General features: G+C 38.4%; 21 protein-coding genes and 1 tRNA gene. 18 read left to right on the forward strand and 4 right to left on the reverse strand.

The features are described from left to right. Positions 1 to 15 precede the first annotated feature (15 nt). From rpmH to FCS21_RS09095, 10 genes are all read left to right on the forward strand, one after another. The gene (gene rpmH / locus FCS21_RS09050; protein WP_138622592.1) at positions 16 to 150 is read left to right on the forward strand and encodes a 50S ribosomal protein L34; all 135 of its coding nucleotides are present in this window, start codon (positions 16 to 18) and stop codon (positions 148 to 150) included. A 43-nt stretch (positions 151 to 193) separates the two neighbouring features. After that, a complete protein-coding gene (gene rnpA / locus FCS21_RS09055; RefSeq protein ID WP_138622594.1) occupies positions 194 to 580 on the forward strand; it encodes a ribonuclease P protein component in 387 nt (128 codons plus the stop codon). Continuing rightward, complete coding sequence (yidD, locus tag FCS21_RS09060) at positions 547 to 795, forward strand: membrane protein insertion efficiency factor YidD (RefSeq protein WP_138622596.1); 249 nt, start codon at positions 547 to 549, stop codon at positions 793 to 795. Before rnpA ends, yidD begins: the two co-directional genes overlap by 34 nt. Before the next feature lie 123 nt (positions 796 to 918). Then, positions 919 to 2550 (forward strand): membrane protein insertase YidC, encoded by a 1632-nt coding sequence (yidC, locus tag FCS21_RS09065; protein ID WP_138622598.1) that lies wholly within the window; start codon positions 919 to 921, stop codon positions 2548 to 2550. Positions 2551 to 2763: 213 nt separating this feature from the next. Next, positions 2764 to 4179: a tRNA uridine-5-carboxymethylaminomethyl(34) synthesis GTPase MnmE gene (gene mnmE / locus FCS21_RS09070; RefSeq protein ID WP_138622600.1), complete on the forward strand. Its 1416-nt coding sequence runs from the start codon at positions 2764 to 2766 to the stop codon at positions 4177 to 4179. Between the two features lie 351 nt (positions 4180 to 4530). Beyond that, complete coding sequence (locus FCS21_RS09075; protein WP_138622602.1) at positions 4531 to 5028, forward strand: flavodoxin domain-containing protein; 498 nt, start codon at positions 4531 to 4533, stop codon at positions 5026 to 5028. 467 nt (positions 5029 to 5495) lie between these two features. After that, positions 5496 to 7385, forward strand: coding sequence for a tRNA uridine-5-carboxymethylaminomethyl(34) synthesis enzyme MnmG (gene mnmG / locus FCS21_RS09080; RefSeq protein WP_138622604.1), 1890 nt, complete (start codon positions 5496 to 5498; stop codon positions 7383 to 7385). 81 nt (positions 7386 to 7466) lie between these two features. Continuing rightward, positions 7467 to 8093 carry a 16S rRNA (guanine(527)-N(7))-methyltransferase RsmG gene (gene rsmG, locus FCS21_RS09085; RefSeq protein ID WP_138622606.1) on the forward strand — a complete coding sequence of 209 codons (627 nt, stop codon included), beginning with the start codon at positions 7467 to 7469 and terminating at the stop codon, positions 8091 to 8093. Positions 8094 to 8112: 19 nt separating this feature from the next. Continuing rightward, the gene (locus FCS21_RS09090; RefSeq protein WP_138622608.1) at positions 8113 to 8919 is read left to right on the forward strand and encodes a ParA family protein; all 807 of its coding nucleotides are present in this window, start codon (positions 8113 to 8115) and stop codon (positions 8917 to 8919) included. A 31-nt stretch (positions 8920 to 8950) separates the two neighbouring features. Then, positions 8951 to 9853, forward strand: a complete 903-nt coding sequence (locus tag FCS21_RS09095; protein WP_138622610.1) for a ParB/RepB/Spo0J family partition protein — start codon at positions 8951 to 8953, stop codon at positions 9851 to 9853. A gap of 76 nt (positions 9854 to 9929) precedes the next feature. Here the strand turns inward: FCS21_RS09095 and FCS21_RS09100 are convergent, their stop codons facing one another. The 3 genes from FCS21_RS09100 to hutX form a co-directional block, all read right to left on the reverse strand. Further along, positions 9930 to 12041 (reverse strand): TonB-dependent hemoglobin/transferrin/lactoferrin family receptor, encoded by a 2112-nt coding sequence (locus FCS21_RS09100; RefSeq protein ID WP_138622612.1) that lies wholly within the window; start codon positions 12039 to 12041, stop codon positions 9930 to 9932. Between the two features lie 100 nt (positions 12042 to 12141). Next, a complete protein-coding gene (hutZ, locus tag FCS21_RS09105) occupies positions 12142 to 12666 on the reverse strand; it encodes a heme utilization protein HutZ (RefSeq protein ID WP_138622614.1) in 525 nt (174 codons plus the stop codon). Between the two features lie 51 nt (positions 12667 to 12717). Then, positions 12718 to 13236, reverse strand: coding sequence for a heme utilization cystosolic carrier protein HutX (gene hutX, locus FCS21_RS09110; RefSeq protein ID WP_138622616.1), 519 nt, complete (start codon positions 13234 to 13236; stop codon positions 12718 to 12720). 166 nt (positions 13237 to 13402) lie between these two features. Between hutX and FCS21_RS09115 the strand changes: the two genes are divergently transcribed. From FCS21_RS09115 to FCS21_RS09140, 6 genes are read left to right on the forward strand one after another with little or no spacing between them, the layout of a single operon-like run. Further along, entirely contained in the window at positions 13403 to 14131 is a 729-nt protein-coding gene (locus tag FCS21_RS09115) for an energy transducer TonB (RefSeq protein ID WP_138622618.1), read from the forward strand. A 15-nt stretch (positions 14132 to 14146) separates the two neighbouring features. After that, positions 14147 to 14884 (forward strand): MotA/TolQ/ExbB proton channel family protein, encoded by a 738-nt coding sequence (locus FCS21_RS09120; protein WP_138622620.1) that lies wholly within the window; start codon positions 14147 to 14149, stop codon positions 14882 to 14884. Further along, on the forward strand, positions 14881 to 15303 hold the full coding sequence (locus FCS21_RS09125) for an ExbD/TolR family protein (protein ID WP_138622622.1): 423 nt from the start codon (positions 14881 to 14883) through the stop codon (positions 15301 to 15303). The genes FCS21_RS09120 and FCS21_RS09125 overlap by 4 nt, the downstream gene beginning before the upstream one ends. Further along, positions 15300 to 16208 (forward strand): heme/hemin ABC transporter substrate-binding protein, encoded by a 909-nt coding sequence (locus tag FCS21_RS09130; RefSeq protein ID WP_138622624.1) that lies wholly within the window; start codon positions 15300 to 15302, stop codon positions 16206 to 16208. Before FCS21_RS09125 ends, FCS21_RS09130 begins: the two co-directional genes overlap by 4 nt. Before the next feature lie 28 nt (positions 16209 to 16236). Then, a complete protein-coding gene (locus FCS21_RS09135) occupies positions 16237 to 17379 on the forward strand; it encodes a FecCD family ABC transporter permease (protein WP_138622626.1) in 1143 nt (380 codons plus the stop codon). Then, positions 17376 to 18158, forward strand: a complete 783-nt coding sequence (locus tag FCS21_RS09140) for a heme ABC transporter ATP-binding protein (protein WP_138622628.1) — start codon at positions 17376 to 17378, stop codon at positions 18156 to 18158. Before FCS21_RS09135 ends, FCS21_RS09140 begins: the two co-directional genes overlap by 4 nt. Positions 18159 to 18195: 37 nt before the next feature. Here FCS21_RS09140 and FCS21_RS09145 read toward each other — a convergent pair. Next, positions 18196 to 18272 (reverse strand) — tRNA-Arg (locus FCS21_RS09145). A 225-nt stretch (positions 18273 to 18497) separates the two neighbouring features. On the opposite strand from FCS21_RS09145, the gene FCS21_RS09150 reads away from it, so the two are divergent. Together FCS21_RS09150 and FCS21_RS09155 are read left to right on the forward strand one after the other, a co-directional pair. Next, complete coding sequence (locus tag FCS21_RS09150; RefSeq protein WP_138622630.1) at positions 18498 to 19529, forward strand: efflux RND transporter periplasmic adaptor subunit; 1032 nt, start codon at positions 18498 to 18500, stop codon at positions 19527 to 19529. Between the two features lie 13 nt (positions 19530 to 19542). Continuing rightward, positions 19543 to 22608: an efflux RND transporter permease subunit gene (locus FCS21_RS09155; RefSeq protein WP_138622632.1), complete on the forward strand. Its 3066-nt coding sequence runs from the start codon at positions 19543 to 19545 to the stop codon at positions 22606 to 22608. The last annotated feature ends 17 nt before the right edge of the window (positions 22609 to 22625 follow it).

The following is a 22625-nucleotide window of genomic DNA, read 5'->3' on the forward strand; positions in this document are numbered from 1 at the left end:
CGACGGATTAGCGTAATGAAAAGAACATTTCAACCTAGCGTATTAAAGCGTAAGCGTAACCACGGATTCCGTGCTCGTATGGCAACTAAAAGCGGACGTGCAGTTATAGCTCGCCGCCGTGCCAAAGGCCGTGCACGTCTTAGCGCATAGTATCAAATTTTGTTTACAATTTTTGATATAGAGTAGTCTGACTATGACTACTTATAAATTTAACCGGGAGTCACGTCTGTTGACTCCCGGTCATTTTCAAGCGGTTTTTTCCAAACCTATCCGCTTTGGCTCTCGCCACTTTACTTTATTAGTAACACAAAAACCTCATACCCTAGTCTCTGATAAACATAATTCTGTTGCCAAAAACCGTTTAGGCTTAGCTGTTGCTAAAAAACGGGTAAAACTTGCTGTTCAACGCAATCGAATTAAAAGACAAGTCAGAGAAAGCTTTCGCTTAAATCAAAATAATTTACCTGCTATTGATATAGTCGTAATGGTGAAGTCAGGTATTGATCAGCTTGATAACAAGATGATAAATCAAGAATTGGAAAAAATATGGCGAAAAATAATTCAGCGCCACAAAAACTAGTCATAACATTAATAAGAAGCTATCAGCGTTTTATTAGTCCGTTACTAGGTTCTAATTGTAGATTTACGCCAACTTGTTCTACCTATGCCATCGAAGCAACAAGTCGCTTTGGTGTAGTAAAAGGCTGTTGGTTAGCCTGCAAACGTATATTAAGGTGTCATCCCTTCAACGATGGTGGCGAAGACCCGGTACCACCAATAAAAAAGAATAAATAAGCCAACACCACTAAAAGATAGTTGGTTATCAAGCGAACCTATATTAATATGCCACGCACTTATCAAATTTAAATAATGCTGGGGAAATACTCCCTCAGCCAACAAAGAAGAGAAGTAAATTTTATGGAATCCCAACGCAGTCTACTTTTTATTGCGCTTATGGTTGTTACCTACTTATTGTTTAGTCAATGGCAGCAACAAAATGCCGTCGTTCCTGAGCAAACAAGTATTAGCCAAAGCCAGTCAGTTGAAAATGCCAGTGCAGACTTCGTGCCTGAATCGTCAGATGCTCAACTAGGCTTAGTAAAATCAACTAATACTTCTGCTAAGTTAATAACCGTTACTACTGATACATTAATTTTAAAAATTAATAGTCAAGGTGGTGATATTGTTGACGTTAAATTACGTCATTACGATACCGAGCAAGGTAATGGTATTCCTTACACAGTATTGCAAAACGGCAATCATAAATATATTGCGCAAAGTGGCTTAACAGGTGCTAACGGTATTGACCGTATAATCAAAGGCCGCCCAATATATACCACTACGCAAAGTAATTATGAATTAACCAATGACAACTTAGTGATTGATTTAATTTTTAATGATGCCAGTGGTATGACGGTAACTAAACGTTTTAGCTTTGCTAAAAATAGTTACCGCGTTAATGTTGATTACTTAATTGACAACAAAACTGCTAACAGTGTTTCTGTACAAATGTACGGTCAGCTTAAACAGTCAACTGTAGTAGATACTGGTGGCGGCATGTTACCAACCTATCGTGGTGCGGCATTCTCTACTAGTGAAGATCGTTACGAAAAATATGATTTTGACGATATTAAAGAAGCTAACTTAACCAAAGCGACTCCAGGTGGTTGGGTTGCTATGCTTGAACATTACTTTGTTTCTGCGTGGGTACCAAAAGCTGAAGACACTAACCAAATTTATACAACGTATAGTAATAATTTTGATGCCGTTATTGGTTTTAAAGCACCTGCTGTTATTATTGATGCTGGTCAACAAGGCTCTACTTCTGCCATATTCTACGTCGGTCCTAAAGACCAAGAAGTATTAGAGAAAATAGCACCTAACTTAGATTTAACCATAGATTACGGTTTTTTATGGATGATTAGCCAACCATTATTTTGGTTACTATTGACCATTCAAAGCTTTGTAATTAACTGGGGTGTAGCTATTATTATCATCACTTTAATTGTTAAAGGTGTGATGTACCCGCTAACTAAAGTTCAATATACTTCTATGGCTAAAATGCGTGACTTAGCACCTAAAATGGCGCAACTAAAAGAACGCTTTGGTGATGATAGACAAAAAATGTCACAAGCAACCATGGAAATGTACCGCAAAGAAAAAGTAAATCCTGCTGGTGGTTGTTTACCACTGATACTGCAAATGCCAATTTTCTTAGCGCTTTACTGGGTATTCTTAGAAAGTGTAGAACTACGCCACGCGCCATTTGTATTTTGGATACAAGATTTATCAGCAATGGACCCTTACTTTGTCTTACCAGTATTAATGGGCATAAGTATGTTTGTTATGCAAAAAATGCAGCCAATGACAATTCAAGACCCTATGCAGCAAAAGATAATGCAATACATGCCAGTGGTTTTCTCAATCTTTATGGCATGGTTCCCATCAGGTTTAGTACTTTACTGGTTTATCAGTAACGTAGTGTCAATTGTACAAATGAAAGTTATTTTTGCTGGCATTGCTAAACAAAAAGAAGCAAAAGCGGCTTAATTAATCCAAGTACAATGTAAAACAATTAACTAAAGGCGATTACTGACTTATCAGTAATCGCCTTTTTACTTTCAGCACTGAAAAAGTGGCGTAATGAATAACAGCTTAGTGACTTGCTTTAACCTGTATAAATGCTCACAAAGTTATTGAGATTGGTATAAAATAATCCTATGCACACTTTTCTATCTTCACTTAAGAGTTAATGACCTAGCTATGACATCAATTTCTCAAACAACAACAATCGCCGCACAAGCCACCGCACCAGGGCGTGGTGGCGTTGGTATTATCCGAGTATCAGGCCCAGAAGCTAAAAATGTTGCTCTCGCTATTTTAGGAAAAATACCAGAAGTAAGAAAAGCCGAATACTTACCTTTTTTAGATAGCAGCTCAACAGATAAAAAACAGATACTCGATCAAGGTATAGCCATCTATTTTAAAGCACCTAACTCATTTACTGGTGAAGATGTTATTGAATTTCAGGGCCACGGTGGCCCGGTCATTTTAGATATGCTACTCAAAGCAATACTTGCACTACCTAAGGTTATTATGGCTAAACCAGGCGAGTTTAGTGAGCAAGCCTTTTTAAATGATAAACTCGACTTAACGCAAGCAGAAGCTATTGCTGATTTAATTAACTCAAGCTCAGAGCAAGCTGCGCGCTCTGCCCTACACTCTTTACAAGGCGACTTTTCAAAACTTGTTAATGAGATGGTAGAAAGCATTATTCACCTGAGAATGTATGTTGAAGCTGCTATTGATTTTCCAGAAGAAGAAATTGATTTTCTCGCTGATAAAAAAGTCGTTAATGATTTAAAAAATATTATTAGTAAAGTTGAAGATGTGCGTAAGCAAGCACAGCAAGGTAGTATTATTCGTGAAGGTATGCGCGTAGTAATAGCCGGTAGACCTAATGCCGGTAAATCGAGCTTACTCAATGCCTTAAGCGGTAAAGAAAGTGCCATAGTAACCGATATAGCTGGTACTACGCGTGATGTACTGGCAGAGCAAATTCATATTGATGGCATGCCATTACACATTATTGATACTGCTGGCCTACGAGATAGTGATGATGTGGTGGAGAAAATAGGTATCGAGCGCGCCTGGCAAGAAATTAATAATGCTGATCGGGTACTATTAATGGTTGATGCCAGTGCAGAGCATAGCGTATTAGATGATGAACAAAATATTAAAGATTATTACCCTGAATTTTTTGCCAAGCTACCTGAAAATATTGGTTTAACTCTGATTAGAAATAAAGCCGATGTGACTCATGCCAAAACAGGTTTCAGTGAGTTTACTGATACCGATGGTAGTCAACACGCTATTATTACCTTATCAGCTAAAACAGGCGCAGGGGTTAATACGCTAAAAGAGCACTTAAAATCTATTATGGGTTACCAAGGTAGTACCGAGGGTGGCTTTATGGCCAGAAGACGTCATTTAGTCGCGTTAGAAAAGACACACCAACACTTACTCATTGGCTTAGAACAACTTGAGTCTTTCGTCGCTGGTGAAATATTAGCGGAAGAACTACGTATTTGTCAGCAAGAGCTAGACCAAATTACTGGTGAGTTCACCAGTGATGACTTATTAGGTAAGATCTTTAGCTCTTTTTGTATTGGTAAATAGATAAATATCCTCATAGTTAACGCTTATTAACCACAATCAATCCCCCTAAATAGGGGGATTATTTAAATATATTATTAATACCCCATCATTAACTGCTTTACCAATCCCCTCTTTCTAACAATAAACAGCGCTCATTCAGCGCTTAATTAGCTAAAGATTAAATCCATAACTGAGTAAGTAACTCTGTTAATACCCGAATAAAACCATCAAAAAAAGCTTATCTTTAACTGCTATTACTTTCTCTACGATTAGTAATACAATGTCAATTAGAAGGATTAATCGTAGTAAAATCTCCTTTTAAAAAGCTAAATATGACTAAATACCAATCAATAAATACAAAAGAGATCCTTTATGAATGCAGTTCAAATCATTGTTGGCAGTATGCTTGGTGGCACAGAATATGTTGCAGAAGCGTGTCAAGAGACCCTAATAAATCTTGATTATAAGGTTGATATTCACTTAAAACCTGACCTTAATACCATTATGACTAATACGTCCCTTGCTAATATTGTAGAAAAAAACAACAGAAATTCTCCCCAAAAAACCGTTTGGATCATTTTTACCTCAACACATGGTGCTGGTGACTACCCTGATAATATTCAGCCATTTGTTAATGATCTCACTAACTGTGCACAAGATCTATCCACCGTTAGTTTTTTAATGATCGGGATCGGTGATTCTAATTATGATACTTTCTGTTATGCCGCAAAGAAACTATCAAAACTATTAATATCAAAGGGTTGTACTGAATTAACAGCAATTAAGACCTTTGATATGTCTGAAGATATTGATCCAGAAGATCTTGCACCACAATGGTTAAGTGTAAATATCGATCTACTTTCGATCTAACACGATCACTTACCCATAAGTTACACACAGTTATAAAGGTATAAATCCTTCGTTGTGGATAAAACAGTTAGTAACAGGTTAATTTACTATTATTATTCAGTTGACTAAAATATTTTTTAAACGTGTTGTGGATAAGTAGGTCTTTTGATCAAAGCTTATAAGCGTGTTGATCAATGTTTGATCACAAGGTTTACATTACTGTTAGTAGTTGATATATATAATTAAAAGTGACTTACCCACAGAAATGATCGATCTTAATAAGTAATAACTATAAGATCTTTCTAAAGATCTCTTTTTATATATTAAGGATCCACTAGATCATTTTTACAAATTTGATCGTATCCCTGAAGAGAAAAAAGCGCTAAAATACGTTCCCTAATTTTGAGTGTGCAAACGTTGCCGTTCAGTTTTAAATATTTTAAATAAAAACTTTCATCAGTTTTTTAACCAAGCAGGATTGTGATTTTATGTGGTATCAAGAGTCTTATGACGTAATTGTTGTTGGTGGTGGTCATGCGGGAACCGAAGCCTCACTTGCTGCAGCACGTATGGGCTGCAAAACTTTATTGTTAACCCATAACATTGACACCCTAGGTCAAATGTCTTGCAACCCTGCCATTGGCGGTATTGGCAAAGGTCACCTCGTTAAGGAAATTGATGCCCTTGGTGGCTTAATGGCAACAGCCATTGATCACAGTGCAATTCAATTTAGAACTTTAAATTCGAGCAAGGGTCCAGCGGTGAGAGCTACACGTGCCCAAGCTGATCGAGTTTTATATCGAAATTATGTTCGCAATACATTGGAAAACCAAGAAAATTTAACTATCTTCCAACAACCTTGTGATGACTTGATTCTTGAGAACGATCGTGTTGTTGGCGTATCTACGCAAATGGGTCTTAAATTTAAAGCTAAATCGGTAGTGCTTACCGTAGGTACCTTTCTGTCAGGGCTTATCCACATTGGTTTAAATAATTACCAAGGTGGTCGAGCAGGTGATCCTGCCAGTATTAATTTAGCCGCTAAAATGCGAGATATGCCATTTAGAATGGATCGTTTAAAAACCGGCACACCACCAAGACTTGATGCAAGATCATTAGACTTTTCAGTAATGGAAGAACAAAAAGGTGATACACCAAGCCCTGTATTTTCTTTTATGGGATCACAAGCTGATCATCCAGAGCAAGTGTCTTGTTATATCACTCACACTAACGAAAAAACACATCAACATATTCGAGATGGCTTAGACAGATCTCCTATGTATTCAGGTGTAATTGAAGGTGTTGGCCCAAGATACTGCCCGTCTATTGAAGATAAAATTACCCGCTTTGCAGATAAAAGCTCTCATCAAATATTTGTTGAGCCTGAAGGTTTAACAACCCATGAGATTTATCCCAATGGTATTTCAACGAGTTTACCTTTTGACGTACAAATGAATTTAGTACGATCAATTAAAGGCTTTGAAAATGCCTTTATTACTCGTCCTGGTTATGCTATTGAATATGATTATTTTGATCCCCGTGATTTAAAACAAACTTTAGAAAGTAAATTTGTTAGTAATCTATACTTTGCGGGTCAAATTAATGGTACTACCGGTTATGAAGAAGCCGGAGCTCAAGGGCTTATTGCTGGCGCTAACGCAGCCAATAGAGTAAAAGAACGAGACGAATTCATTCTTGGTCGCGATCAAGCATACATGGGCGTGTTAATTGACGATTTAGCTACTTTAGGTACTAAAGAACCTTACCGCATGTTTACTTCTCGCGCTGAGTATCGTTTATTGCTTCGTGAAGATAACGCGGATATTCGTTTAACTGAGCAAGGTCGTCACATTGGTTTAGTTGATGATGCTCGTTGGCAGCGATTTAATGAGAAGATGGAAAATATTGAGCTTGAACGTCAACGTTTACGATCAACTTGGGTGCAAAAGGATCATACTAAAATAGAGCAAGTTAATGTGTTACTGAAAACGCCAATGAGCAAAGAAGCTAATTTAGAAGACTTAATTCGTCGTCCAGAGGTCAATTATACCGATCTAATGAAGATTGAAGGTTTAGGACCAGCAATACACGATAAACAAGCCGCCGAGCAAATTGAGATCCAAACCAAATACGCTGGTTATATTGACCGACAGCTTGATGAAATAGCAAAGAAAAAACGTAATGAAGATACACTCATTCCAGTTGAGTTTGACTATCAGCAAATTTCAGGTCTATCTAATGAAGTGGTCGCTAAGTTAAAAGATGCTCGTCCTGAAACTATTGGTAAAGCTTCGCGAATTTCTGGTATTACTCCTGCTGCAATTTCGTTATTATTGGTCTACTTAAAAAAACATGGTCTTTTACGTAAATTAGCGTAAAAGCATAGCTAGGGGCGAGTTGCGCATTACTTATTAATGTTCTATTAATGAAATTAGTAATGCGTAGCTGGTCTAAAAAAAATGACTTTATCACAGCAATTATCAACACTGATTAGCAAAACGTCGCTGGTCGTATCTCAAGAACAAATCGATCTACTTATTCAATACGTTGAATTACTCAATAAATGGAATAAAGCTTACAACCTGACCTCTGTTCGTGATCCTAGCGAAATGCTTATCAAGCATATTATGGACAGTTTAATGGTAGGCGAAGTTTTGATAGGTGAAAACTTTATTGATGTTGGCACTGGCCCTGGATTACCAGGCATACCACTAGCTATTTTATACCCAGAAAGAAACTTTGTTTTACTCGACAGCTTAGGTAAGCGAATTACTTTTCTTAGGCAAGTTGTTTTTCAATTGAAACTGACTAACGTTACTCCAGTAAAAGCAAGAGTTGAAGAGTATCAAGGAGAACATCCTTTTGATGGCGTCTTAAGTCGAGCCTTTTCTTCCCTTAATGATATGATAAGCTGGTGTCAGCATTTAATTACCACCGAGCAAGGACTCTTTTTTGCACTTAAAGGGCGATACCCTCAGGATGAAATCTTACAATTACCTGAAAATATTACCTTAGTAGATAGTCATGAAATTATCGTGCCGGAGTTAGTTGGTGAACGCCACGTCTTAGTGCTAAAAAAGCAATAACATAATAATAGAGGCGCTTGTGGGAAAAATAATAGCAATTGCAAACCAAAAAGGTGGTGTGGGTAAAACCACTACTGCGGTTAATTTAGCTGCCTCATTGGCGGCAACAAAACGTAAAGTTTTATTAATCGACTTAGATCCTCAAGGTAATGCCACCATGGCTAGTGGTGTTGACAAATACCAAGTTCATGCAACTTGTTATGAGTTACTAATTGAAGAGCAAAGTGTTGAAGACGTGGTTGTTAAAGAAACGTCAGGTCTTTATCACTTAATTTCAGCTAACGCTGATGTGACCGCGGCAGAGATTAAGTTAATCGAAGTTTTTGCTCGTGAACAACGCTTAAAAAGAGCGTTAGCACCAGTAAAAGACTTTTATGACTTTATCATAATTGACTGCCCACCATCATTGAATATGCTTACCGTTAACGCTATGACCGCAGCTGATTCAGTACTTGTACCAATGCAGTGTGAATATTACGCCTTAGAGGGCTTAACCGCGTTGATGGACACTATCACCAAGCTAACCTCTGTCGTTAATGATAAATTGCATATTGAAGGCATACTGCGCACTATGTATGATCCCCGCAATCGCTTAGCGAATGATGTATCAGAGCAACTTAAACGACATTTTGGCGATAAGGTTTATCGCAGTGTTATTCCTCGTAATGTGCGTTTAGCTGAAGCACCAAGTTTTGGTACGCCAGTAATGTATTACGATAAATCATCGACAGGGGCTAAAGCTTATTTAGCGCTTGCGGGTGAAGTATTACGTAAAAATGATTCGGCTAAAAAAGCCAAGCAAGCTACGGACAGTGTTGTCAGCTAGCGTAAAGGAAAGCTATGAGTACAGTAAAATTATGAATACAGCAAAACGTAAAGGCGCTAGTCGTTTAGGTCGTGGGCTTGATGCGCTTTTATCTCCAGCAACGCCACCGGTAGACGATGAAGCAGAAACTAGCCAGGCCAGTAATCTGGAACAGTCCACCGATAATGAATTACTAAAGCTGCCTATTAATCAGTTAAGACCTGGTAAATATCAACCACGCCGTGGTATGTCAGATGCAGGTCTTGAAGAGCTATCATTGTCTATTCAGTCACAAGGCATTATTCAACCCATTGTTGTACGTCTAATTGCTGATGGTAATTATGAAATAATTGCCGGTGAACGTCGTTGGCGCGCGGCTAAATTAGCACAAATTGATCTTGTACCGTGTTTAGTTAAAAATGTTCCTGATGAGTCAGCGGTTGCCATAGCACTTATTGAAAATATTCAACGAGAAGATCTTAATGCCATGGAAGAAGCGGTGGCATTAGAACGTTTATTAACTGAATTTGAGTTAACCCATCAAGAAGTCGCTATTGCTGTGGGTAAATCACGTACCGCGGTCAGTAACTTACTACGTTTAAATAAGCTTAATACAGCAGTAAAAACCTTATTAGAAAATGGCGATATTGAAATGGGTCATGCTCGTGCTTTATTAGCATTAGAGGGTGATATACAAACGTCAGCAGCGCAAACCGTAGCCAGTAAAGAGCTAACCGTAAGAGCCACTGAAAGTTTAATTAAAAAAATTCAAAACCCAATGGCTGAAAAAGAAAAAGTTGAAAAAACGATAGAAACAATCGATATGGAACAAGCGTTAGCCGATAAAATTGGCGCTAAAGTTGCTATTAGCCATAATAGTAAAGGTAAAGGTAAGCTAGTTATCTCTTATGAAAACTTAGCTAAACTTGAAGATATTTTAGCTAAAATAAATTAAATCACTCACTAAAATTACTGATAAAAAAGACATAAAAAAACCAGCTTAAATAAGCTGGTTTTTATCTTTATTTACTTTAAAAGTCGTATTTTACCGTTACGCCAACATTTCTTTTTGCTTGTGTGTAATAGCTATCTTCAGCTTCAATAGCACTAACATCACTCCAGTTATAATACTCTTCATCGGTTAAGTTAAATAATCCTACCCGTAAGGTAAGGTTTTTTACTGGCGTATAATAAGCATTTACATCAACAATAAGCGCGCTATCAGGTGCAAAAGCATCCATAGGTTGACCCATAAAGTCTTGGCCAGGGGTAATATCACTGGCTTTTTTAGCGGCGATATATTTTATTTTCACACCAGCGCCCCAATGACCGGATAAAGCATCGTAGTTTATGCCTAAGACGGCATTCCAAGGATTTACAGAGTTTAAAGCATTACCGTCTCCATCTTCACCTTCAGTATAGTTAGCGGCAATACGGGTAGATATACCTTGGGCAATACCAAACGCTTGGAACCAATCTAGGGTGTTAGCAATTTCAACGCCTTTTATTGTTGCTTCATCAATATTCATATATTGAGATTGATATAAGCCGCTATCACTTATCCCGACCTGTTGATATTCAATAAAGTTATCGTAATCACTGATAAAAAATGATAATTCAGTGAAGGATCCGTTAACATTATGGCGCCAACCCAGTTCATAGGAAGTACTATCCTCTGCTTTTAAATCTGGGTTAGGAATGCTTTCATAGCCGTGCATTGGATTGCCAAATGAGTAAAACAACTGTTGAAAGTCTGGGGCTCTAAAGCCTTGGCTAATTTGGGAAAACACTTTATTTTGTTCATTTAAACTATACAAAGCACCTAAACGCCCCGTTATTGCTGAATCTGAATAGTCTTTATATAAGCTTTGGTCGTAACTACCATCACTGGGGAAGTTACTATCTGGATCGGTAGCAAATGAATCAAAACGTATGCCCGGTGTAATAACTAAGTTACCTGTTGATATTTCATCTTGTATAAATAAGCCATAACGAAGCTCACTGGCTGCTGGCATATAAAATATCTGTTGATCATTACCTACCGAGTTATATTCATTATTAATATTTTCAATATCTTTTGTTGAGAATGTGGCGCCATAAACAAGGAAATGCTCGATATCAGCTAACATCAATACTTTGTCTAACTGTATATGGCCTTGCCAACCTTTATCGCGATAATTATAGTTTTTAGTTTGTTCATTACCCGAGGAGAGAAAAGTACGCTCGGTAATGCTGTTTTGCTCTTTATCAAGGTAGTCAATCTGCCAAGTGATAGTATCGGCAAACTCAGCATCGTAAAGCCAAATATGTTTAATACCTAAACGGACTCTATCGCTGGTGTCATCGCCAAGGTAATTACTATAGAGAGCATTATCAAAGTGAGTGTTAATAGCGCTATTGACATACTCACCAGTAAACTCGATACGATGTTGTTCAGTTAACTGATATTGTAGCTTAGCTAAAATATTGTTTGCGTCACTGTTTTGATCTTCAACAACACCAAAATTATCAACCTCTTCTGCGTCTTGTCGGGTGTAAGCCAATAATGTTTCTAATTTACCTAAACGCTGCGCTAAGGCAATAGATTCTTTAAACTGGCTGTCTGCTGAAGAGTAAGAGAGTTTTAAGTGACCGCCAAAGTCATTATCTTTAGAGAGAAAATCAATAGGATCTTTCGTTTGGAAGGAAACAACACCGCCAATGGCATCACTGCCTTGTAAAGACGATGAAGCGCCTTTAACCACCTCAACAGACTTAAGCATATCTACATCAACATCAACGCGTCCTGAGTTAATAAATGAATAATTATTTTCAAATTGATTGGCCTGCGATACGCCATCAACGACTATTTTTATTCTATTGCCTTGTAGGCCTCGAATATTAACACTTTGCACGCCTTGTCTTGAATCGCTCTGTATATCAACGCCCGGTGTATAAGAAAATAATTCATCAATATTACGCGTTATATTTTTTTCGATAGTTTCATCGGAAATTACCACAACCGCTGCGGCAGTATTTTCAATCGCTTGGTTACTACGCGTTGCTGAAACCACCACTTTATCAACGGTATATACTTCTGCTGTCACATTATACGCGGCTAATGTTGCCGTAATAATGAGAGCTAAACGACTTTTCTTTAACATATTTTACATTCCATGAGCTGTGTTATATTAAATTATTACCCTTAAAAATTAAGAGTTTTCGACTGTTTTTGTAATGATACTTACCGGCATGGTAAACCAGTTAACTTGCTTTTTTGGTGATGATATGACCTGACGTTAAGTGCACAAAATCAACTTCATCATTACCGGTAATATCAAAAGCTTGACCAAAGCCTTTAACATAGCGCCCTTTTTCAGGAATTAATTGGTACAGACAAAAGTCACCTAACTGACTTAAATTATCGATGATTTCACCAAAGCGATCACGCAAGGCAGCAATAGCGGCCAGCCCTTCGCTTGATGTTTTATTAACTAATTTTGCCTGGGTATCAAAACTTAAACGACGACGTGCATAAATTGATTTAGCCAGCGACTCATCTTCAATCATCATAATAGAAACCGCTTTGGCGGCTTTTAAGTTTTGACCGTGTTGAGCAATATCACTGACTAAAATATAATAACCTTGGTCATTATGGGCGAAAGGAGTATAGCTAGTGTGCGGAATATCATTACTTAGGGTAGCAAGTTGTAAAGTTTTACATTGCTGTCTAAATTCAATAATTTCAGGACCTAAGCGACCTTGTAAACGTTGTTTTTTTTCCATCATAATTTGCTCCTAGATTTAAAGCGAAAAGGGATTGTTTAACTAATTTTTTAGCTAACTAGCTAATGTATTTTTCATATTGGTAAAAGCCTCTACCTGAGTGCTAAGCAGCTGGCGTTTTTTATCGCGGCCAAGATAAATTTTAAAAATACAATCTCCTTCAGCGGTAAAAAAAACAATGTAATGACTTTCCATCCCTCTAAATAGCTTGCTAACAAAAGCAATCTGTTTGATTAAATCAATATGTAAATGGCCATGAAGCCCTTCTTTACCCATAATGTTGTAATAACCATGACCGAGCTTGCCTTTAGGGAATGGGCTTTTGAACTCAAAAATAGAGCCAAACGAATGCACTATGGTAGTGACATTGCCCCAATCTGACAGTTGTTGCAGGATAAATTCACAGTGTTCAGGCGCGACACAAGTCACCATCTCTTCAGGAAGTGCTAAAGTAACCTCTCCCTCACTTAAGTTCAGTTCTTGAGCTATATCGCCAACTAATTTTTGATCATTATCAAGTAACACTTGCTGTACTAAGGCTTGCACTTGTTCAATTTTTTTTGTTAAAAACATGTTTTATTCTCTTCATTGCAGTTTATTGTGTCGTCATTACAACCAGCTTTGATTCATCATTTGGATATTACAGCAGATAAATCTAAATGCAAATGATAATTGATCTCATAATCATTTAAGGTATACTTGGTTGATAGATAATTTATAACCAGGTTTTATTTTTGCTATGACTCTTAACAGATATTTACTTTGTGCTGCGGTATCAGTAGCAATTCATAGTGTCTATGTTTTTGCTGATGAGCCTGCAATTAGCGTCGCTATGCATAACCAGCAACAAAAAACGTCGTTAAATATTCAGTTATTAGCTATTAATAAATCGGCAAAAAAAACCGTAAAGGCCCAGCAAACGCCTGCTGAGCCTGTAGTCGCTGAGCCTATAACCACTAAGTCAACCGTAGCCGAATTAGCAGTTAAGCCGCTTGCTAAGGAAAAAGTTAAGCCAAAACAGGTTGAAGTGCAGCCGCCGGCTTTACCAGCAAAGCCGCGAGAAAATATGGTTAAAAAAGCGGTGACTGATCATCAAAAATTAGTTACTACCATGAAAGAGCCAACAATAAATAATGACCAAGATAAAGAAAAATTAACTAAAGCGCAGCAGCCAAGTAATGCCTTACCCGTACAAATACAACAACCAAGTTTTAAAACCAAACCGCAACCGATTAACTACCCTCGTTTAGCTAAGCGCCGAAATATGCAAGGCGAAATCTTGGTTGAAATTTGGTTAGATGAGCAAGGCGAGCAAATAGAACAACGCATTATCAGCTCTTCTGGTTATCAATTATTAGATGACGCAGCACTAGCGTCCATCAAGCGCTGGCAATTTCAAGGCCACTCTAATGGTCATCAACAAATCGCTTCACGGGTACAAATTCCCGTTACTTTTACTTTAGATTAAGCAGGATTAATACCCATGCCACTTTTTAACTCTATTTATGCGCAGTTAGGCATGATGACTTGGCCACTTACCGTTGTTTCACTGATCACACTGATGATAATACTTGAGCGAAGTTTATTTGTGCTGCTCAATTCACGTAATAGTACTCAGTATTTTATTCGTAAAATCTCCCAAATAAGTCAGGTTAACAGTGATGATTTAACCCTGCTTTCAACACAGCTAAGTGGTAATAAAGATACCTTTTCACAGGGCGCTAATATGCTTTTATCTCATCGACATTTTAAAAAATCGTTGCGTGAAGAGTCTGTTAGTTTGTGGTTGCAAAAAAAACGTCAAAACTACACCTCTGGTTTGCGAGTACTGACTATTATTGGCGTTATTAGTCCTTTAATAGGCTTGTTAGGTACGGTGTTAGGTTTAATCGATATGTTTAAAAACTTAGGCACAATGAACGGCGTTATTGCGCCGGCGCAACTTGCTGATGGCTTGGGATTGGCTATGTCGACCACAGCGGCAGGCTTATTAGTGGCATTACCAGCAATAACGAGTGCACAACTCTTTCACTTGTGGGCAGACAGAGCTTTAGCGCAAATTGAGTACGGTTTAAATCACTGTAATTTATTTTTAGAAGGCGTGACGTACCACGCTAACGTTAGTAAACACAGCGTACAAGGGGCGAGTAACAATAATGCTGAGACACCCTTAACCACAAATACAGCTACATCAACATCTACGGCAGCGACATTGGCATGATAAGCGTAAGTTCAAGCCAAGACACCGTTACCTCGTCTCCCGATTTAGCACCGTTACTCGATATTATTTTTATTGTCATGGTGTTTTTATTACTTACGGCAAACATCACTATTGAAACCATGCAAGTTGATATACCTACCACCGCAGATAGCGAAGTATTGCAAACACCAGCGGCAGACGCATTAGCAATTAATATTCTTGCCAGTGCACCTTACTGGGCCATTAAAAAGCAATCTTATGCTGATTGGCCGAGTTTTAGTGAAGCACTACTAAAGCAGCATAATAATAACCAGCAACAACCTCTTGTGATTGGGGTCGACAAAAACGCGCCAGTAGAGCGAATGCTTAAGCTGCTGGCTTTTTTACAAAAAAATAATATCAATGCTACCAGCATTATTATGGAAGAAGAGTCATTATGAAGAAAACTATCTTTGGATTTGGATTAGGCTTAGGTAAATTAGTTAAGCCAACCGCTTATTCATTAAAAATATACTGTTTTAGCACCCTAGTATTATTAGTATTAACTGTGCAGTCGGCTAACGCGCAAGCAAAAGAGCGCATGATCAGTGCCGGCTCAAGTGTTACTGAGCTGTTTCTGGCGTTAGAGGCAACCGATCAATTAGTGGCGGTTGACCTCTCTAGCCGAGCTATTATAACTTCACCTAATATTGAACAGGTAGGTTATCATCGACAATTGTCTGCTGAAGGACTAATGGCCTTAAATCCAACACGTCTTATTGGCTCTAATGAAATGGGACCTGAAACAACGTTGCAATTATTAGCAGCAAGCCAGGTTGATGTGATTACAGTGCCTTCGGGCAACTCGGTTAAAGATCTTTATCAACGTATTGATACCATTGCTAAATTAACTAATACGCAAGCTAATGTCGCGCCGTTAAAGCAAAAAATAGCAGCATCAATCTCGCAATTAAAAAATAACCCACTAAGTACCAGCCCTAAAGTGCTTTTTTTAATGGTTAGTCAAGACCGACCAGCAACCGTCGCAGGTAATGACACGCCGATTAATACCATTATCACCTTAGCTGGCGGAAGTAACCCTGCTGCCCAGTCAGTGAATTCTTATAAGCCATTATCTTATGAAGCCATAATAGCTATGGCACCTGATTATATTTTAGTGAGTGAGCGTGCTTGGCAAAAATTTAACGGTAAAGATGGCTTGTTAACACAATTGCCTTTACTCAAGGCAACGACTGCTGGTCAACACGGTAATATTTTATCTATTCCAAGCAGCGCTATTATTGGTGGCTTTGGTATAGAAAGTATTGAACTTGCTAAACAACTTAACCAGTTATTTACTCAATAGCTACTGCAACATGATCAAGCTATAAACTATGAAACTAACTAGCCAATACTCATCGAAAAAAACGGCATTAAATAGCCTTAGCTTAATAAATATTAAGCTATTACTGAGTTATATTAAGCGTATTGTCTGTGCGCCTAAAACAACAACCACTAAGTTAGTTATACTACTTTTTGTGGTTTTATACGGTGCTGCTATTGCATCAGTCACTATCGGGCCAATGAATATTAGTTTAAGCCAAAGCATTAATGCTTTACTGCCCAGCGTATTACAAACACAAGAAATACCCAGTCATATTGCCTTAGTAGTACAGCAAATTCGTTTACCAAGAACTTTATTAGCAATAAGTGTTGGCGCTATTTTGGCGATAACGGGTGTGGTAATGCAGGGGTTATTTCGTAATCCGTTAGCAGACCCTGGCATTATTGGCGTATCTGCTGGCGCCTCGCTCGGAGCAGCTATTGCTATTGTACTCTTTAGTTCGCTAGCACAAAGCTACCCACTATTATTGCTCTTTGGCACTGTGCCGCTGTTTTCATTTTTAGGTGGTGCTATTACCACCGTTATTGTTTATAAGCTGGGTACTAATGCGTATGGTACTTCGGTCACCATGATGCTACTTGCTGGCGTTGCTGTTGGCGCGCTCTCGGGTGCTGGCTTGGGATTAATGAATTATTATGCTGATGATCAAGCGCTGCGCGACTTATCATTGTGGACTATGGGCTCACTTGCCGGCGCTAATGCTGAAGGGCTTATTTTATCTTTTAGCGCACTCATCATACTTTTTAGCTTATTTTATAAAGAAGCGAATAGCCTTAATGCCCTACTATTGGGCGAATCTGAAGCGAAACACTTAGGTATTCGCGTACAACGATTAAAACGTCGTTTAATCTTATTAGCTGCGGCAGGCGTTGGTATTACCGTTGCTTTAGCAGGTATGATTGGTTTTATTGGTCTTATCGTGCCGCATTTAGGACGCATGCTAATAGGCCCTAACCATAAGGTACTATTGCCTATTTCAATGTTGATTGGCGCATTACTACTACTGGTTGCCGATATGATTGCCCGTACACTCGTTGCTCCCCTTGATATGCCTGTTGGTATTGTGACAGCTTTATTGGGCGCGCCTTTTTTTATTTGGTTACTCATTCAACAAAAAGGGCGTTTATCATGAGAAAAAAATTTATTGAATTAGATAACCTACAACTTAAATTTAGTAAAAAAACTATTTTAAACAACGTTTCAACTCATTTTAATGCGGGCGAGTTAACGGTAATCTTAGGGCCTAACGGCACGGGTAAAAGTAGTTTATTGAAAATTATTACTGGCGAATTAACAAGCGAAAACCGTAACACTACCATTAGCTACTTTGAGCAAGACGCAGCCAGTTGGCAACCCGAGCATATCGCCAAGCATTTAGGGGTACTGCCACAATCAAGTAATCTTACTTTTAATTTCAAGGTGGAAGATGTGGTATTGCTTGGCGGCATCGCCTTATCAGCAAGTGACTCTGAAATAAAAGCAATAGCGGCAGAAAATATGCAACTCACCGAAGTAAGCTCGCTAGTTGGCCGACTCTACCCAACGCTTTCTGGTGGGGAAAAACAGCGAGTTCATTTAGCACGGGTACTGACGCAACTAGCCCAAAGCGGCGATAAAAAAGTATTATTGCTGGACGAACCCACAGCAGCTTTAGACTTATCGCATCAACATAGCACCTTAGCTTTAGCCAAAAAAATGGCAAAGGCTGGTGCAGCAGTGATTATTGTTATGCATGATCTTAATTTAGCGGCGCAATATGCTGATAGATTATTAATGTTAAATCAAGGAGCTATTGTTGCGGATGGCACACCGTGGCAAGTGTTGACTGAAGAGAATATAGCGGCGGTTTATCAGTGGCAGGTAACCATTATTGCTCACCCACAACATCAATATCCATTAGTACTTAGTTAATTGAGCAGAGCACTTTCTATAAAGACGAAGAAAAAAGTGGTCCACCCGACAGGATTTGAACCTGTGACCTCACGCTTCGGAGGCGTGAACTCTATCCAGCTGAGCTACGGGTGGCTTGTGTCTCAACTAACTATATGTTGAACAGGCAAATTTTATAGTTAATGGCGTATTTTGTCTAGTGAAGATGTTTTTTATTATTATGACCGTATTTTAAAGCTGAATATAGTTTGAACGACCGTGATATAAAATATGGCTGTTACCGCTAATATTTATGTACATTATAAGTAAAACTCCCTAGAGTTGTTGGTACTCTGTTAATTTTTCGGTTAAATCATCAAAATGAAGTCACCTCTTGTCGGATTGTTTTCCATTGTTATCATCATTGTGTCCTGCGTTCTCCCTAGTTATGCGCAACAGCTTGAAACTAAAACGATTCAAGCTGAGCTAATGGTTAAAAAAATTAACCGTACCGGTAAACTAACGTTTAAACGCACCTTAAATTTATCCTTTAAAAGTAGCGGCTACCTAGATAAATTAAATGTTGATGAAGGTGATAGTTTTACTGCGGGTCAATTACTCGCACAACTTGATACCGAAGAGCTTATCGCTGAGAAAAATTCGAGCTATGCACGCTTGTTACAAGCCAGGCGAGAGGTTGGTCGTGTTAATACCTTATTGAGTAAGAATCTTAGTTCACAACAAGCATTAGACGATGCTAAAACCTTAGTTGACACAACGAATGCGAGTTACAAGGTTGCCGCCTATAATCTCGAAAAATCCGAGCTAATAGCGCCTTTTAATGGTGTGGTACTTACTCGCTTTAGCGAACTTGGCGAGCTACAAAGTCCCAGTCAAAGTGCGTTAAATATAGCTGCGATAGAAAATAATTTAGTGGTGCGTGTCGCCTTAACCGCTACAGAATTAAGCTTAATTAAATTAGAGCAAAGAATTGATATTAATTTATCCCCGTTAGGTTTAGTTACCGGTACCGTTAGTAAAATCCCCGCGATTGCAGACCAACAAAGTCATTTATTTAATATTGAAATATCATTAACCAACTTAAAAGAAGACCAAGTGGTTGTTGGGCAGTTAGCTCATGTTGAAACTGATGTAATTACCAATACCTTTGCTTATAAACTACCTATTAAGGCGCTTAATAGTGTTGATAATCAAGGCAGAGCCCTAATTATGGTGTTAGATAGCAGCTCAACTGAAACAGCAAGTTATCATCAGCAAGCCTTCTTTATTGAACAGCTTTCCAATGAATATATTTACTTATCTACCCAAGCCAATGCTAAGCCATTAACTGTTGTTACCAGAGGCTGGCAACATCTTACCTTAGAAAGTAAGCAACTTGATCAAGTGAAGTAAAGGGATATACCAAATGAAACTCCCTAAACTAGCGATAGCAAATGCGCAATTTACCCTAACTATTTTTTTACTCTTAGTATTAGTTGGCGTGGTGTCTTATTTAAATATGCCTCGCTCAGAAGATCCCCAATTTGACCTGCCCGTTACCTTAATTGAAGTGGTTTATCCTGGTGCTTCACCCAGTGATATTGAAACCTTAGTGGTTGATCCACTTGAAGAAGAAATTGCTGATATAGAAAACATTAAAAAAATTGAAGCAAAAATACATAACGGTGCGGTGCGTATTACCATCGACTTTCTTTACGGTACTGATGCTGAAGCAGCGTTTAATAAAGTAAAACAGGCGGTATCAACGGTAAGACCTAACTTACCTGAAGGCATTGCTGAGTTACTTGTGTTAAAGGCAACACCCAGTAGTGTCGCCATAATGCAGCTAGCGTTGTGGTCAGAGCCTACCGACTATAAAACCATGGAGTTGCATGCCAAGTTACTGGAAAAAAGATTAGAAACCATAGCGAGCGTGCGTAAGGCAAGTATATGGGGATATCCGCGGCAAATTGTCGCCATAGATATTAACTTAGCCTCGTTAAAATATTACGGCTTAGCCTTAACAGATGTCACGCAAGTACTACAAGGTAGAGCCTTAAATATAACGCCAGGTTTTGTTGATGCCAGTACCCGGCGATTTAATGTTAAAGCCAGTGGTAACTTCACCCAAATAGACCAAATAGAAAATACCGTGATTAGCGATAGTAATATCGCTAGCGCTAATGGCATTTTAAAAATTAAAGATATTGCACAAGTAAACTTTGCCGATGCCGAGCCAAGTTATTTAGCTTACTTTGATGATACACCGGCAATATTTATTACTGTTGAGCAACGTGAAAAAACCAATATATTTGTATTAACTGACGAAATAAATCAAGAAATAGAAAAGTTTACCCAGAGCTTACCTAACGGCGTTAAACTCGCCAAATTATTTCAGCAAGCTGATAGCGTACATGTCCGTGTTAATGGATTTTTTGATAACCTAACACAAGGTTTGGTTATTGTCGGCTTAATGGCATTACTATTTTTAGGGCTCAGAGAAGCCTTAGTAGTGATTATTGCTATTCCAATTTCTTTTTTAATGGCGATTGGTTGGCTTGATTTTAGTGGTTATGGCTTACAGCAAATGTCGATAGTGGGCTTAATTATCGCATTAGGCTTGTTAGTTGATAACGCCATTGTCGTTACCGAGAGTATTCATAGGGAAAATAAGCTGGGGAACGATATTAACCAAGCGGCGGCAATAGGCACCACCAAAGTCGCGTGGGCTATTGCTAGTGGCACTATTACCACGATGTTAGCTTTTCTTCCTATGCTAATGATCCAAAGTAATACCGGCGACTTTATTCGCTCAATGCCCGTTACTGTGGTGTTGGTATTATTGGCTTCATTATTAGTCGCGTTAACCTTAACACCACTGTTAGCCAGTAAATTACTACGCGTTATTGAAAAAGGCAGCGAGCCTAAACCAGCTAAAATTAAAACGTTACAACATTACGCTAATAAATTTGCTGAAACGCGTTATAGTGATACGTTAACGATATTAATGCGTTATAAATTGATAGTCATCGCCGTTAGTTTAATACTACTAGTGACGATGTTTTCTTTGTTTGGCCAAGTGGGCGTTAGTTTATTTCCCAAAGCAGAGAAGCCGATGTTATTAATTAATGTCACCACTCCAGCTAACTCATCATTAACCTATACCGACGAAGTGCTGCAACAAGTGCGTCAGCATGTTAAGCAGTATGATTTAGTTGATAACGTCGCGCTCAACATTGGTAATGCTAATCCTCGTATTTATTATAATGAAGTACCTAAGCGAGGCATGATCCGCTTTGGCCAAGCCTTACTGGTACTAAAAGATTATCAATATGATGAAGTAACCGCGTTAGTCAAAAAATTACGTGCTGATTTTAGTGATTGGCAGCAGGCGGAAATTACCGTTAAAGAATTTACTCAAGGGCCGGTGACCGATCAGGTTATTGCTATTCGATTACTCAGTGAGTCGTTAACTGATCTTGAGCATGTTGCTCATGACCTTACCACTAAAATGCGCACCTTACCTGGCGTAGTTAATATAGACAACCCTATTGGTATGGCTAACACTGAGTTAGCATTGACTATTGACTATCAACAAGCGGCATTAAGTGGCGTGAGTATTGAGCGCTTAGATAAAACAATCAGCACGTTATTGTCAGGTACTAGTATTGGTCAATTCAATGATATTAATGGTGAAGATTATCCTATTATGATCCGCCAAAAATCACCTAATGTTGATAGTTTTTCAGCCATTGAAATTATCAATAATCAAGGTGTTGCTATTCCGCTTGAGCAACTGGCAGCGATAGAATTAAAAAAAGGTGATAGTGATTTTTTTCATTACCAAAAATTACGTATGGCTAAAGTATCCGCTGATGTTGAAACCGGTTATTCAGTCGGAGAAATCACACAAAAATTAGTTGAGTACCTTGAGCAGTATGACTTACCCGCAGGCATGAATTTCACCTTAGGCGGTGAAGAAGAATCTCGGCAAAAAACCTTTGCCGGCTTAACACAAGTGATGTTGATTACCGCGATGGGCATATTTGCCGTGTTAGTGTTACAGTTTAAGTCTATTTTACAACCGGTTATTATTTTTAGCTCTATTCCTTTTGCTATGGCAGGATCTATTGTTGGCTTATATTTAACAGGCTTATCTTTTTCGATGATGGCCTTTGTTGGCTTAATTAGTTTATTTGGCATTGTGGTAAACAACGCTATTATCTTGATTGATAGTACCAATGTTAATTTACGCTTAGGTTTAGACAAACGTGACGCCATTTTAAAAGCCAGTGCGGTGCGTTTTACCCCTATATTATTAACTACCTTAACGACTATAGGCGGATTAATTCCCTTAACCTTATATGGTGGTAGTTTATGGCAACCGCTGGGCGTAGTACTTATTTCAGGGCTATGTGTATCTGCACTTTCTAGCTTTTTATTGGTACCTATTTTAACAGAACTCTTTACTGGTAAAGCTCGAGTTAAGTAATTCAATAGTGATGAGTT

Origin of the sequence: Colwellia ponticola, from assembly GCF_005885605.1 — a bacterium.
In the GTDB taxonomy this organism is placed as follows: domain Bacteria; phylum Pseudomonadota; class Gammaproteobacteria; order Enterobacterales; family Alteromonadaceae; genus Colwellia; species Colwellia ponticola.